Below are 15017 nucleotides of genomic sequence, written 5' to 3' on the forward strand. Positions count from 1 at the left end.
CACTACACCCCCTTGAGGTCGTTCCATGTACAACCTTTAGGAACTACATCTTTTTGTAATGCAATTTTATCGTTGTTATATAATAAGTTAGGCAGTTTGTTTATTGTGGTATCAAAATTCAATGAGTTATCTACTTCTTCATTAAGGGGTACATTATTTTGGGTATCATAATAATCTAGTCCAAATATGTTAAAAGTTGAAGAACCATTAAATTCTACCTGGTTAGATTCAGCGTTTGAAAACTTAAATTCTATTCCGCCATATACATTTCCGTTATAGGTAAAAGTGCAGGGACGTATTAAATCAGGACTTCTCCCTAGTCCTAAACCAAAATAATGCATAGTAGAAGAATTATATAGTTTCTCGGCTCCTACATATAAAGAGGTTAATTCTGTAATACCATTACCTCTTTTAAAGCTGATAATACCTGTACTGTATGAATTTAATCTAGGATTTGTATTAGTAAGTTCGCATAGAGCGATAACAGATCGTCTATAACTGGTTTTTTGCAATTGCCCCGTTAAAATAACTCTTTTTGTAAAATCATTTACACTTTTACCCCCAACTGTATTACTGTCCTCTGCCTTATCCACAATGCCATTGCCATTAGTATCATATACACTTTTTAACATATCTCCGTATCCTGCATTAGATATTTCATCTTTGGTAGCAAATTTATTGTTACTTTCAGTTTCAGTATAATATCTATCATCATGGGTATGCCCTACATCTGACTTATCACTTACAGTATTCCAGGCATTTATTAAAGCTTGAGTTATAGTCTGTAATAATTCCAAATTATTATGAACATGTTTTTTGCTGTTTGCATCATTCCAGTTAGTTTTTTCAGTATCTGTACTCCATCTATGGGTACCATCTTCTGTTATCATGCTTCCCGGGTGAGTAGTGGGATGAACATATTTATTTGCATTGTCCTCAATACCTGCAAGCTTATCCTTTTCTTCGCTTGTGTAGTCCTCTGCAGAAAGCTGTTTTCCATCTACCTTGTCTACTTTTTTAGAAAGTGCAGTTGTAATTGTGGCAGCAAAATCAGGATCGTTATTCAGAGAATCTGCAATTTCCTTCAAGGTATCCAGCGCTTCGGGGGCTGCATCCACCACCATTTGGATCCTCTGGTCTGTCTCAGTCTTGGTATAAGTTTCAGATTTCAGGTATCTCTTGTTAAGTTCGGTATCAACATAAGTCTTTTCAGCTTTGTTATTCTCAACAGTTGAAATCCTATTTTCGGCATCAGTAACCCTATTGTCATTGGAAGATTTATACCTGTCAACTTCCTTTTGAGTATTTACAATGCTGTCCTGAACCTTGTTTATATCCTCTGCCTCAACCGTATCACCCTGTGTCTGATAGGATATATAAACAGGTGATACACTTGAGAATATCTTAATTGTCTTTTTCCAAGGTGTAAGGCTTGGAGTTGACACTATAACATTTTCTATCTTGGTTCCTGTTAATTTACTTCCGGTATACACATTAATAGAAGGCAAACTTACATTGTCATGCTGGAGTTCACCTTCATATACACCATCTGTAACTTGTATTTCTTCCTCAATTACATAGGTGTTATTATCAAGTTTATTTAATTTCTCTGTAAATTTATCTATACTTTCTGGATATGCCATTTATCACACCCCTAAACTTATAGTCCCTACCACTGGTATCTCTTCATCTGCTAAAGCTATATTAGAAGTTCCATTGTTTAAAGTTAAACTGTCACTATCATAATCAACTATTCCATCTGTGCTTAATAGAATACCTCCGACTTTTGCATAACTTATATAGGTAGAATTAAAGGCCAGGTCACTAAGATATTTCTGTATGGCTTCATTAAAATTATCCTGCACCTGCTGCAAAGTATATCCATTTGCAAGAACTACTGTGGCTGTTATATTCATTGCTTTTTCTACTGCAGATACCACCGTACAAACTGCACCTATAGGAGCCTGGCCTTCTCCCTTTCCTTCTGGTTCCGGATCTATATAGTCTTTTACTTTCTGTACTAACTCACTATCTGCTGCCTTTTTATTACTATTTATAATTGTAACTTTTACTGTACCATTTCCATTCCAAAGTGGAGTTACTTTTGCATCTCCTACCCCTGTTACTTCTTTTGCCCAATTCTTATACTGTGCTTTATTTCCACTTGTCTCCGGTTTCTGCAATTTTTCCAAGATCCTCCTTTTATAATCATCATTACTTTCAACATCAGTACCACTTGTGAAATCATGGTCATTAACTATACTTTGTACTCCATTTATAGGAGTTGTAAGTATAGTTATGGTGTTTGCCTTTACATTTCCTACAATTCCTGCTTGAGTACATTGAACTTGAACTTCTGCTATTCCGGTATCATCTATGGTTTTAGTTTCAATAAATTCAAACTCAATACTCCGGTTATCTTCTGTTGAAACTGTACTGGCTATTTTACCACTTTGAATGACTGTACCAGATACTCCCTTGATTTTTATTGTATCCTTCGTTTTGGTAGCATCTTTTCTTATGACTCCTATAGCAGCACCTACAAGGTCTAAATATCCATCATAGCTAGTTCCCAAATACACTAACTTTATAAAAGCCATCATAAGCTGCCTGTGTTTGTATTCTTCCTCTGCCACCGGCCTTGTAATGCTCCAGAAAAAATCTCCTTCCATTGTACTTACATCAGAAGGAGCTTTAGAGAGCATTCTTGCATGTATAGTATCTGTATCTTCCTTTAAAAAATCAGGTACTGCAGGCATTGTAACATCTGCCATATTATCACCCCACATTCACAGAATTGTTTAATCCAACTTCATTACCATCCACTGTAACTACTGTGTATTCATAATACAATTCCCCGTTATTCTGCCACGTAAAAGTAAAGTTTATAACATCTTTAGTTCTTGGATGCACCATTAAAGCCTCCACTGTCATTCTTTTTACTTCAAGCTCTATGGCATCCCTTGAGTACTGTCTATCTTGTAAATCAGAGAATTCCTGGCCAAATAAGTTGCTATATATATACTTATACCTATCTGTTAAAAGTGCCATCTGGCACCACTGCGAATAAGCTTCCAGATCATCACACTTTTTTACAGTACCATCAGGATTTTTCACAAACTCACCCTTGTTAAAGTCAAATTTATAAGAGCCTTTATACTCAATACCATTATTAGTGTTAGTTGTACTACTTCCAGTATCATCCGTATAATAACTATCAGGGAATAGATTAGGCATTTATCTCACCCTCCCTATAACTATAAATTCATTTCCTACCTGGGCAACCAATACCCTGTCACCACTTTTCAGAGGTTTCAATCCATCTGGTGTTACTACTTTATGTGAATGACTATCTTCCCCTGCACTATTAGTATTAGTGAAATAATCCTTATCCATGGTCAAATAGTCCAGCATCTTATAATCAGTTATTTCATGCTTAAAATTATCTAATTGCAACCCTGTTTCTGTTATGCTTCCAAACTCAACACCAATTCCAGATACAGCACTATTTATAGAACCATTAGTTTTATCTTCCATCACTCTAACTAGTTCCTGTATCTCCCGCATAAAATTTCCTCCTTATATAATCCATTGTTCCAACAGTCAGTTCCATTTTTCCACTGCTTCCAAGGGTATGTGTAACACTTGCCACATATAGTTCAACACCATCAAGGCTTACCTTATCCCCTGCCCTTATAGTATTTATATCAACACCACAGCTTATATTTATATAGTCTTCACCAGTACTAAATATAGAATCTGCTTTTTTCTTTGCTGCATCTGCATTTGTCACTTTATCATCCTGGACTATCTTTCTCAAAGTTCCATATCCCCTGGTTTCTTTTTCATAGATACCAATAACAGGACTTAAACTTTCATCTGATTGAGTCCCAAGAACTTTTACCTGGGTTACAGCACCCTCAAGAGAACTGTATTCCTCTATTTCCTCTGCTATAGATTCTAATTTCCATACGGTAGTATTTGTACCTATCTCCACTAGGTCCAATTTATCTTCCTGCATTCTGACCTTGTAGAGTTTACCGCCTTTTTGGGCTGTCTCCTTCAGGTCTTTGAATATCATATCTAATATGGTGTCGCCGCCTCTATATATGTTTTTGGCAAGACCTATACCTGTATCTGCAAAGTTCCCTATAGGTATATTCCAGTCATTGGCATACTTTGTTATCCTCTGGGTAGCAGTCTGTCCTTCTGGATGTAAATATTCATCTTCTGAATTTTCAAGATAGACTGTTCTCTCCTTACACTCAAGATTGAGGTAATGCTCTTTCCTGTTTCGCTCCCTTTCCCATACAACACCTTTAAACACCTTTACATCACTGGTTCCATTAAAGGGAGTGTCCCATATTTCAATGCCATTACCTTTAACAAACTGGATACTTTGAAGTTGTTCAGTTTCAAGGAGCTTGACTGTGGCCACATATGCTATAGAATCTATGCTTTCCTGCAGAGTAATGCCTTCATTTAAATTGCCAATTTTATAATTATCCTTTGCAATTATACTTATCAATCATAAACACCTACCTAACATAATCAGTATTAATCCAACCGCCATGGTTTGACCAGTATATATCTGCCCAATTACCCTGTATGCTTCCAATCTTATAGCACTCATCTTTTTTTACTGTTCCCCTTATTCCATAGCTTTCACCAGGTCCATCACGTACATTTAAAACATCTGCGGTAACTATTATCCATTCTCCTTCTCTGTGTGAATACTTTGCACCACTACTTTCTGTAGTTTGTCTATTATCTTGAAGAGTGGAATCAACCTGACTTATTTTAAGATCCCTATGTGTCCTGAATGTAAATGTGAAATACCTGTTATTATTAAGTCCTTCTGGTCTTATCTCCTCATTCATGACAGCTAGATTCACAAGACTGTTAAAGCCTATTACAGTTATGATAAGCCTCAAAGGTTCTTCTTGATCCTTCCACTTTTCAAGTTTTTCAACGGTTTCTTTGGAATCCGGTATATCTGTATACCTGCAATAAGGTTCATAGACATCTGGAATTAAGGTTTCCATACTTATTTCCTTTATTTTAGTACCCTTGTCACTTATATCTATTTCTCCTATGTCTACAATATCCGCAGTATTGTATTTCTTCTCCCTGTTTATCGTAAGACTTAGAGGATTCACTGGAAAGTGGAAAGTTTCACTATCCTTTGTATTTGTCAGGTATACATCAAAGTTGCTGTTGGCAACCCTGTCAAGTGCATTTAGTACAGATTTAGATGCATCCTGTATAACATCAACTATATTGCTAAAGTCCAAAAAATCACTCCCTTGTCCCATTATTTTCCAAAGGTTTTGATATTATTTTGTAGAATTATCACCTAAAAGGAGGTGATGAACATGCAAATAACATTAACCTATAATTTTAGTTCTGAGTGTCCTTATTTAAATGAACCCCATTGTATATCCATTGACTATATAAAATTTGATATGACTGGCACTGGAATGCCCGGATATAAAAAAGGTTCTTATTTCTGCAATAAAGTAAAAAACTGTCCATATCCTTCAAAAGATAGATGGGGACGCTGTCCTGTTTACTTAGATGCTCCTTGTCCACCTGAGTAAGATGTATCAATTAAATTAGACAGTTTATAAAATGCCGGCCATGGATTGAGGGTTTGCTTGTTTTCGCTGCAATAGTGGCCGCATCCAACACATGCATCAGGTACATTCTTTTTCTTATCCCAGCAAGTAAAAATAAACATTTTTAAGTGACGATAAATACATTCAAGCTCGCCTTTATTGAGTTGTTCCTGTTGCTCCAGTTTTGTATTCATAACTCGTGCCCAAATAAGATAATCCAGACCTGTTATATGAACTAATTTATACATTACATCTGAATAAATAAAATCACTTTTAAAGCAATCTCTAACAAACTTGCATGTATTACATGGATTATAATCTTCAAGTTTATTTTCCACTCGATCTATATACATTTGTAAATGACTTGCTAAACAGAATATTTCATGTTCAGTAAATTGGAACTGCTTCTGAGCTGGTACTTCAGAAGCAGTCGTTTCTTTATTCACATCTTGTAATTTTTCATTACTCATCTATCCTCACCTCTTCAAATTTTGTAACGTCTTTCTAAATTCTGTAGCAAATTTCTTTGTGGCTTGTATTACTATGGTGTCAATGTCCTGGTCATTACCTACATTTACATTAATATCACCGAAACTTAGTCCTCCAACTGCAGCAACTTGAACTTTCTGTTGAGGTTTAATAAGTTGATATTGTACCTTACTCGGTTGGCTGGCCATTTTTTGATTAACTTGCCTTGAAACTTCTTTTTTCATATCCTGCACCGACTGCATATGATTGAGTATTTTAGTTCCTCTTGACATATAGGCTAGTGGATCACCGTTATAATTTCCTAGAACCGGTACAGATTTATTTTGTGAAAGTTCCCATCCCCTTTCATCTACAGTTGAAAAACCTCCCGAAAAATAACTAGTACCATTAGCTTTTTGATCTGGATTCTCACCAGAACCAATAATCTTTTGAAAAATACTTACTGTTGCTGTCCACACTTTACTTCCCAATGATCTTAAACTACCCAGCAAACCGTCAACAGGGGCTTTTGCTTCAGTGGCATTTGTACTTACAGTTACATTTTTAGAAGGTGGAATATTTTGAACTGCATTTCCTACTTCTGTTATACTTGTAATCTGCCCTTCTGCATTTGAAGTAATCTGAACAGGGGTTCCATTTAAATTTAATATTCCTGTTCTAGTTCCATCAGCTGCAACGCTTACATTTTGTAGTTGACCTATTGCTTGACCTGAAAAACTAACGACCTTATTGCTTACTAAATCATACGAAGCCTGCATATCAGTTAAATATTTTATAGCACCTCCTACCGTACTCTGATGAACGTTCCCTAATTCTTTAACTTTCGATTTAATATCAGTAGTATAAGCACCAATTTCTTGTGTAGTAACATTCCATGCCCCCACAATATCTCCACTACTTTTCTCTACCGAAACATACATAGCATTCATTTCACCTGTGGCTGAATTTCTGATACCGTAAAATCCACTTTTAGTGATATTCTTCAACTCTGAATATTTGTTTTTCATTTTGTCAAGGCTATTCTGTGCTGTTATATCACCGCCCGACAACATATCACCATCATATTCGTTGATTTGACCTTTTGCTTTTGGATAATATTTGTATACAGTTTCTATATCTGATTTCCAGCCTTCATCTATCTTTTGTAAAGTATTGTCTCTTGCAGTAGTAGTTTCCTTTAATCCAGACTCTAATTTGGTTTTAGTTTCTGATGATATTTTTGGGCTACTTAATAAATATTTGGTTGTCGCTATAGTTTTATCGTAATTAGCCTCTACTTCTTCTCTCTGCGACTGGTATTCTTTTGCCCTATCCTGAAGCAGTTGACTTGCATCTTTAATTCCTGCTACTGTACCAGCAGTACTTTCAGCCTTATCTTTGACCTTGCTTGTAAATTTACTACTAGCATAAGCTCGTTCTCCAGCACTTTCAGCATTAGCATATTCCAATTGAAGTGCTTTTAATTCTGCTAATTTATCTTTTATTTGTTTTATATCAGAATCTAATATTGCACCATGATCCTTTATTGCCTTATCACCAATACTGTAAATTTCATCTCTGATGGCAAGTTCTTTATTAACACCTTCTTGAAAATAACTACTTAAATAATCCATAACGTTTTGTTCTGCATCACTTGTTACGCCATCAAGACTAAAAGTTTTCTGGAACTCACTCTGAATTTCAGACTGCTTTTGTCTTATAGCTTCAATGGCCTCATTGGTAAACTTATCTACCCATCCTTTGAGCTGTGTGTTATCTGCATCATCTATTGAACCATCACGAACTAATCTTTGTATATTCATTTCTATTTCCAATAAACTCTTGGATGCATCTCGTGCAGCAGCTTTAAAGCTATCGGATACACCACTTCCAAAATCATCATAAACAAGTCCCAATTGGGTCATTTCCTTTTTGGATTTATAAATAGAACCATTTAATTTATTCATTATTTTTTCAGTTGTACTTAATTCCTCTGTGGTAGTAGAAAGACTTTTCTTCATCAAATTAGCATTAGCTGTTATTGCAGTTCCAGCTACCACAGCAGTTCCGGCTATAGCAAGTCCCACAGGATTCAATATTAAAGGTAATAATCTGCCTACAACGCCTATACTCCTAAGCCCCCCGGCTACTTTAACAGTTTCCTCTGCTACTTTGCCGCCTTTTAGCACACTTGCCAATCCTTTAATTCCTGTAATAGTATTTCCTATTTTTCCTACTGCTGAAAATCCTGCAAAAGCTGCACTTAATCCCACTACAGTTGCAGCTAAAGTTTTTATAGTAGTGGTATTCTTGCTTATATAATCAACAAATTTTACTACACTATCAGTTATCTCTGGCATCTTACCTGTAAGCCAGGTTACGAACTCTTTAGCATAGGGTGCCAGTCTTTCACCCAATTCAATCTGTGCGGTTTCCACTGCCCCTGTAAGTTGTTCCCATTGTCCTGCTAAATTATCAAGCTTTGTTTCTGCCATTTTATCAGCAGAACCTTTGGCATCTTTAAGCTTCTGACTTAAACTACTTAAACTTTCTCCGCCTTGATTCATTAATGCAAGTATACCTGACATGCTTTCCGTACCAAATATTGTACTTATAGCATCTGCCCTTTGCTGACTTGTTAATTTACCAAGAGAGGTATTTAAATTGTCTACAACCCCACTTAAAGGTTTCATATTCCCCTGGGCATCAAATGCATTAATACCATACTCTTTCATTACGTCTGCTGCTTGCTCTGTGGGACTTGCAAGCCTTGCCATTGCCTGTCTGAGTATGGTACCCGCCTGACTGCCTTTTATATTTTGATTACTTAATAGTCCAGCAGCTGCAGCAGTATCTTCTAAACTTATTCCCAAAGATGCACTTACCGGTGCAACATATTTCATTGTCTCGCCAAGATCTGTTACATCACTATTTGTGGCACTTGCACTCAATGCCAGTACATCTGCCACATGTGCTGAATCACTTGCATTTAAACTAAACGATCTTAAAGTACCACTTGCTATATCTGTTGCAGATGCTAAATCTAAGCTCCCGGCACTTGCCAAACTTAACAACCCTGGTAATGCAGTTATGGTTTCTTGAACACTAAAGCCTGCCTGACCCAAAAGCTCCTCTGCTTCAGTTACTTGTACGGCCGACCAAGCAGTTGAAGCCCCTAAACTTTTGGCAGTATCACCTAACTGTTTCATCTGTTTATCTGTGGCCTCTGTAACTGCCTTTACATTAGATAAACCCTGCTCATACTGTGAAAAAGTTTTTATGCTAGTCCCAAGACCAATTCCACCTGTGGCTAATACTCCGGCTATTCCTACAGATATTATCTTTTTGGCACCGGTTTTAATCCATCCATTTATTTTACTTTCCACATTATTAATGGTTTTGGTAGCTTCATCTTGTGCTTTTATTTTGACAGTTGCCTTTTTATTATCTAACTTTTCAGCCTTAGTTTCAGTTTCCTCAATTATTTTACTTGCCTTATTATCTGCATCTATTTTAGGCTTAACACTTTTACTATTTAATTTTTCTGCTTTGTTTTCTATCTTATCTATAACTTTGCTAGCCCCATCCTCTGCCTTTACTTTGGCTTGAGCAGTGGTAGCATTTAATTTATCTGTCCTAGATTTTATTTTATCAATAGTTGTTGATGCATCATCCTTCAATTTAGCACTGGGGCTGGCTTTTATCTTATCCAGAGCCTTCAACTTATTTTTTGTTTGTTCTGCCATTTTTTCCATAGCAGAAAGCTTCCCCTGGGTTTCAGAATCTCCACTAACCCCTATTGCGATATCAATTCTATAAATCTCTTTATTGGCCATTAATATTCACTTCCTGACCTCTTCAATAGCTTTATTATGCTGTTCCACTTCATAATTAGAAAAGGCAAGAATCAATTTCCTTGCCATATCATTTCTTTCTACTCCATAAAAAGAGTCGGGAGGTATATTATGCATTGCAAATAGATTATATAATGCAGTAATTTTCCCTCCCAACTCTATGAGTTTTTTATATCTTCCATCTCTTCTAATTCATTATTAAATCCACTTAATTCTAATATTTTATCTGTCAATGCGGATATTTCTCCAGCCAGAAGCTTTTTTCTAATGAACTGTTTTCCATCACTTGCCTTAGCTGAATCAAGTAATTTAGAATCATTCCAATTAAAATTAGTAGTGGCAGCAACAATTAAACCTGCATCAAATTCATTTCCATCAAGTTTATCCTCTGATTTACCACCTCTGGATTTTCTGTTATAAGTACATTCCTTTCTAATTTTACTTATTTCTTTTTCGCTTAATCCTTTTAGCGTTAAAGGAATCCCCATTCTTTCTATAAAAACTGTAGCAGTTGGAACTTCATAAGTCCCCATAAGTTTAGCTAAAATATCCTCTTCTTTCATAGATAATATCTGTTCATCTGTCATTTTTTTCATTTTAAATTCCTCCTAAATAATTTATTTTTATCTCTGATATTTCAAAACACTATAATTTGGCACTCACCCCCTTTCAGGCACAATAAAAGCACCTGCCATTACAGCAAGTGCTTGTCTAATATTCTAAATTGGTTCTATATTTTCTTTTAAAGCTTTATTTATATTCCAAACAAATCAGATATAAAAGTATACATTTCTGATACAAAAAGCTCTTTGTTACAATCTGTAATGTGTTCTAAGTCTATTTTCTCTGCTAGGTTTTTTGATTTTAATGTTATTCTATCCAGATAATCTCCTGTAAATCCCACAAACTGCTCCCTAACTTCTACTGCTGTCATTATATCACTTCCTTTAAGGGAGCCAATATGTTTACCAATTCTATAAAAGTATCTTCGTAATATAATGGCTGACTTTGACTAGCACTGCCCTTTGTACTTACTTCATTCTTGCCATACTTTAAACCTTTGTCCATTATATGATTATAGCTTTTAAATTTCCTCTTACCTGTAGACGGTCTGGTTCTTTTCTCTAAGAATCCATGTTCTATCATAAGAGTATTGAATTGCCTTACATTCATAGGAACATTAAATTTTTGCAATAATGCTGTAGCAGAAAATCCAACCTTATCATCCACATAATCGGGAAGATATGCGGTGCTTAAACCTTGTGAATTGTTAAAATCCTTCAACATTCTTACTGTAGATGCTTTGCTAGGTTTTAATAAATCTACTGCAAGTTTTAAGCCTTGTTGTTCTAACTGTAGGTTTTCTAACTTGTTATCAAAGTTTTGAATTTGTATTTTACTTTCCTTAACCCTAAAATAAGTTTCTTCTAAATGGTCAAATTGCTCCCATGCTTTGTCATTATCAAGTATTTTGCAATGTCTATCAGCCCCACGTTCTGTCCATAAATATAACTTATTTACATTGGATTTCACAATCCTTCTAATTGAAGGTTCGCTTTTGAAAGCTTTTAATTTCTCTCCTTCTAACTTAAAATAATGTTTACCTTCTATAAATCTATTACTATTCCTAGAAAAGTTTTGATTTATTATATCTGTAGAAGTTTCATAAACTTGTGCAAGCTGTTTAGTCGTTAAAATTCTTTCATTATTATAAGTTACTGGAACTAATTCATTGCTCATATCATATACACCCTTTCAAATTTTGATTTCTTGAAAGAGACTATTCCCTATGATATAATATTTCACAGAGAGCAGTCTCTGCGTAAAACGCTCGTGTATTCTTTGGTCGGAAGAACGGGCGTTTTTTACTTTGAGTTTTTTTCATTAAATCGCAAGTCATTCTTTACTAATTTAATAATATAGTCTTGTATCGTAATTTGTTCTTTTACTGTTTTTAATTTCATGGCTGTATGCAATTCATCTGAAAATCTTATAGTAACACCTTTCGTAGATACCACCTCCTAACATTTATAGCATACAATCAAACTATCAAAATGTCAAGGAGGGGTATTAGAAAATTATTCTAAGTTATTAAGGAGGATTAGCTTTTAAATTTCCCAATCCTCTTTTAATTTATTAATTAACTGCATCATTTCATTATTACCTTCGTCCATATCAGGGTGAAATTTTAACGCAAGAACTTTATATATAGTTTTAAGCTTTATTTTTTCCTCTTCTGTGTAGTTACTATGTTTATTTTCAAAGTAACTACTGCTATTGTCCCTATTGCTATTATTATTTTATTTTTCAGAAAAGTTAATCAACTAGAACTATAGTAGGGTTATCTGAAAGTGTAATGCTTGTTCCTCTATCTTCTTTTATTTCTTTAATATACCCTTTAACAGTAACTTTAGCCCCTTTTATCCACGTTTTGTAATTAATTTTATCTTTAGGATATATCATTGTTACAATTACATCCGTATTGTTAATTTTTATTGCAATCGCCTCAATATTACTTTCTCTATATAGCTTAAGTAATTCTTCATCATTAGATTGATCTATTCCCATGTCAGTTGCAATAGTTCCAGTAAACTCTAGTAGCTTTCCTATATATTTATCGGGTGTAGCATACATCAATTCTAATTCTTTATCAGAATAATTACAGTCGATTTTGTTCGATTTACTAATTGACCGATTGTCCTTTGTGGATGATTTTTCTTTACTAAAACCTAATCGTTCTAATTCATTATTTAATTGTGCTACATTTTCATTTGACTTCTTAGAAAATTCAGAAAATGTATATATATCTCCATCTTTAAAAGCATTTAATGATTTCTTATGATTTTCAACTGCACTAATAGAATTATCCATTATAGATTTCAAGCTTTCATCAGATATATTCCCTGAAGAATTTTCTTCATGTAATTCTTCAAGTATTTTATCACATTCCTTAATTTCTTCGTCAATTACATTTTCATTATTAATATCATATAGTTGTCGCAAATCATCCATTCTTTTTACAATATTAGCTATTTGATGTGCTTCATTTTCTCTTTTAACATATTTATATGCTTTATAAAACATTGTTGCAAACACTACGACAATTATTAAAACAACTCCAATTCCTATTTTTAAAATCTTCTTTTTCTGCACTTCCCATCTCCCCTTATTAACAAAATATTAATAAAATTATAGCATATTTTGCTAATAAGGGGAATTTATATACATTAATCTGCCTCAATAGCATCCGTTAATTCATAACCTTCAAATGTAAAAGGACTTTCTTCCATTACTAAATCCCCAACCTTTAAATCAATAAGGTTAACTTCATCAGCCATACAGTTCAACAATCTTATGCTCTCATATCCATACGATTCTGGATCTTCAAGTCCTACGATAAGTTCAAATCGCTTAAAATCTCTCTTTATCATATCTGACGTTACATGATATCCAGTAAAGCTACCAGTACCTTTTTTAGTACCTCTCTTATACCTAGTCCACTCATCTCCAACTACATTTATTTCTTTTTTATCAAGTGCGACTTTTGCAGTACACTCACTTACATTTGTCTGTTCAACCCCATCCATAAGTATTTTTCCATATCTACTGTGAATAGTTCTGCTTGAATCTAAAGGCATATTATCCCTCCTATCTTATATATCCTGTACCATAAATTCTTTTCATCACATTTATATATTTAGCATCCCACATCCAGAAGAACTCATCATTTTTAGCATTCGCTTGAAGTTCTTCATCTATTTCCACAGTAAAATTACTATCTATTAGACCAGAATCATTCAAAGTTTCAAAGTACTGTTTCAAAGATGCCAATACAGCAACCTGTCCTGTTCTATCATTGCCTATCTTTCCTATATATTTCTGATTACCTGTAGAGCTAGTATCTTCATCTACTGCATCTATAAATTTAATAGCTCGTAAATATCCTAAAGTTTCACTTTGGTCTGTTCCATAAGACTTTAAGGTATTTACATCATCTTCTACTACAACTTCGCCATTATCGTATCTTAGAATCATAGTACCTGCCTGTAATGAACTTTTAATTTCCTCATCAGTTAAGTTTTTAGTCACATTATTAAATATGGTTTTAGCATTACACAAGCTTTCTTTAAGACTTTGACCTTCTCCAAGTGCTGCTATATAACATGCTGTTTCTGCCGGAGTATATGTTATTCCATCCAATACTCCTCCAACTGCACCAATATAACAGAATCCCTCATAATTGAAACTTCGTGATTTAGCATTAGCCTCATTTATTGTCTCATCTAACCCACCACCGGCATATGCTCTTATTTTCTTTCCATTCTTCCTGTTTTTCTCAACCCATGATTTAACACTTGTTTGAAGGGCTGAATCTATTATTCCATCCAATACAAATCCATTAAATTTTACACCTTCAAATGCTGCCATAGCGTCAATATATTTATCATTTGTTATTGCTGCTGCACCATCATTGCCACCTGTTAATGGCTGATTTAATATACTTGCCAAAGTACCGTTGCCATCTGCAATTTTTTCAGCATTAATCCACAGATTCTCTTCATTGCTATTTATTGATTCAACCATTTCCTGTATTGTTCCAGAAAGTGCTGTAAAAGAATATATTTGAGTCGCCTCATCATAGAGGATTATATCTTTCTTAGATGAATCTACAATATTATCTCTCACAGTAACGTTGAATTTTCTTGTAGTAGGATATTTCGTATTGATTTTTAATACATCTCCAGAAGGTTCAGCTGTATCTTTTAATGTTATTGTAGATACCTTTTCATTTCCATCCGCAAGTCTATACAAAAGAAGTTCTTTAGGCTGCCCTAATAATACCAACCTTCCAAGTCTGTATGCAGTATAGCTGACATCATCCCCGAAACTTGTAATTAATTCTTTTTCAGATGTTATTGATATTACCGTTCCAACTGGTCCCCAATTGGCTTTTACAGGCATTGCAATAATACCCCTTTTGCCTTGCTGTATACGTGATAAAGCTATAGCTTTAAACCTATTATAAAATCCCGGTCTTATTGGTTTATCTGTCTCGCTCCAATATCCAGATGCCATA

The 15017-nt window shown here is 34.6% G+C and carries 16 protein-coding genes; 1 reads left to right on the forward strand and 15 read right to left on the reverse strand.

Going from position 1 to position 15017, the window contains the following annotated elements:
* Positions 1–2: 2 nt before the first annotated feature.
* The 6 genes from CKL_RS15805 to CKL_RS15830 are packed head-to-tail and all read right to left on the reverse strand — an operon-like array spanning position 3 to position 5294.
* Positions 3–1643 carry a hypothetical protein gene (locus tag CKL_RS15805; RefSeq protein WP_012103585.1) on the reverse strand — a complete coding sequence of 547 codons (1641 nt, stop codon included), beginning with the start codon at positions 1641–1643 and terminating at the stop codon, positions 3–5.
* Between the two features lie 3 nt (positions 1644–1646).
* Positions 1647–2774 (reverse strand): baseplate J/gp47 family protein, encoded by a 1128-nt coding sequence (locus CKL_RS15810; protein ID WP_012103586.1) that lies wholly within the window; start codon positions 2772–2774, stop codon positions 1647–1649.
* A 4-nt stretch (positions 2775–2778) separates the two neighbouring features.
* Positions 2779–3237 (reverse strand): DUF2634 domain-containing protein, encoded by a 459-nt coding sequence (locus CKL_RS15815; protein WP_012103587.1) that lies wholly within the window; start codon positions 3235–3237, stop codon positions 2779–2781.
* A complete protein-coding gene (locus tag CKL_RS15820) occupies positions 3238–3567 on the reverse strand; it encodes a hypothetical protein (protein WP_012103588.1) in 330 nt (109 codons plus the stop codon).
* Positions 3542–4528 carry an XkdQ/YqbQ family protein gene (locus tag CKL_RS15825; protein ID WP_012103589.1) on the reverse strand — a complete coding sequence of 329 codons (987 nt, stop codon included), beginning with the start codon at positions 4526–4528 and terminating at the stop codon, positions 3542–3544. The genes CKL_RS15820 and CKL_RS15825 overlap by 26 nt, the downstream gene beginning before the upstream one ends.
* A gap of 10 nt (positions 4529–4538) precedes the next feature.
* Entirely contained in the window at positions 4539–5294 is a 756-nt protein-coding gene (locus CKL_RS15830; RefSeq protein WP_012103590.1) for an SH3 domain-containing protein, read from the reverse strand.
* Positions 5295–5375: 81 nt separating this feature from the next.
* Between CKL_RS15830 and CKL_RS15835 the strand changes: the two genes are divergently transcribed.
* Entirely contained in the window at positions 5376–5600 is a 225-nt protein-coding gene (locus CKL_RS15835; protein WP_041700796.1) for a hypothetical protein, read from the forward strand.
* Here the strand turns inward: CKL_RS15835 and CKL_RS15840 are convergent.
* From CKL_RS15840 to CKL_RS15875, 9 genes are all read right to left on the reverse strand, one after another.
* Positions 5570–6064 (reverse strand): hypothetical protein, encoded by a 495-nt coding sequence (locus CKL_RS15840; protein ID WP_242652498.1) that lies wholly within the window; start codon positions 6062–6064, stop codon positions 5570–5572. The two genes, CKL_RS15835 and CKL_RS15840, sit on opposite strands and share 31 nt — an antisense overlap.
* 30 nt (positions 6065–6094) lie before the next feature.
* Positions 6095–9922 (reverse strand): phage tail tape measure protein, encoded by a 3828-nt coding sequence (locus CKL_RS15845; RefSeq protein WP_012103592.1) that lies wholly within the window; start codon positions 9920–9922, stop codon positions 6095–6097.
* 6 nt (positions 9923–9928) lie between these two features.
* Positions 9929–10096 carry a hypothetical protein gene (locus tag CKL_RS20990; RefSeq protein ID WP_155814040.1) on the reverse strand — a complete coding sequence of 56 codons (168 nt, stop codon included), beginning with the start codon at positions 10094–10096 and terminating at the stop codon, positions 9929–9931.
* A 2-nt stretch (positions 10097–10098) separates the two neighbouring features.
* Positions 10099–10536 (reverse strand): phage tail assembly chaperone, encoded by a 438-nt coding sequence (locus CKL_RS15850; protein ID WP_012103593.1) that lies wholly within the window; start codon positions 10534–10536, stop codon positions 10099–10101.
* Positions 10537–10694: 158 nt separating this feature from the next.
* Positions 10695–10874: a hypothetical protein gene (locus tag CKL_RS15855; RefSeq protein ID WP_012103594.1), complete on the reverse strand. Its 180-nt coding sequence runs from the start codon at positions 10872–10874 to the stop codon at positions 10695–10697.
* Positions 10874–11680: an ORF6N domain-containing protein gene (locus CKL_RS15860; RefSeq protein ID WP_012103595.1), complete on the reverse strand. Its 807-nt coding sequence runs from the start codon at positions 11678–11680 to the stop codon at positions 10874–10876. The genes CKL_RS15855 and CKL_RS15860 overlap by 1 nt, the downstream gene beginning before the upstream one ends.
* Before the next feature lie 576 nt (positions 11681–12256).
* Positions 12257–13093, reverse strand: coding sequence for a hypothetical protein (locus tag CKL_RS15865; RefSeq protein WP_012103597.1), 837 nt, complete (start codon positions 13091–13093; stop codon positions 12257–12259).
* A gap of 74 nt (positions 13094–13167) precedes the next feature.
* Complete coding sequence (locus tag CKL_RS15870; RefSeq protein ID WP_012103598.1) at positions 13168–13578, reverse strand: phage tail tube protein; 411 nt, start codon at positions 13576–13578, stop codon at positions 13168–13170.
* 10 nt (positions 13579–13588) lie between these two features.
* The gene (locus CKL_RS15875) at positions 13589–15016 is read right to left on the reverse strand and encodes a phage tail sheath family protein (RefSeq protein ID WP_012103599.1); all 1428 of its coding nucleotides are present in this window, start codon (positions 15014–15016) and stop codon (positions 13589–13591) included.
* Position 15017 lies beyond the last annotated feature (1 nt).

The sequence above is a fragment of the Clostridium kluyveri DSM 555 genome (assembly GCF_000016505.1).
Lineage (GTDB): Bacteria > Bacillota > Clostridia > Clostridiales > Clostridiaceae > Clostridium_B > Clostridium_B kluyveri.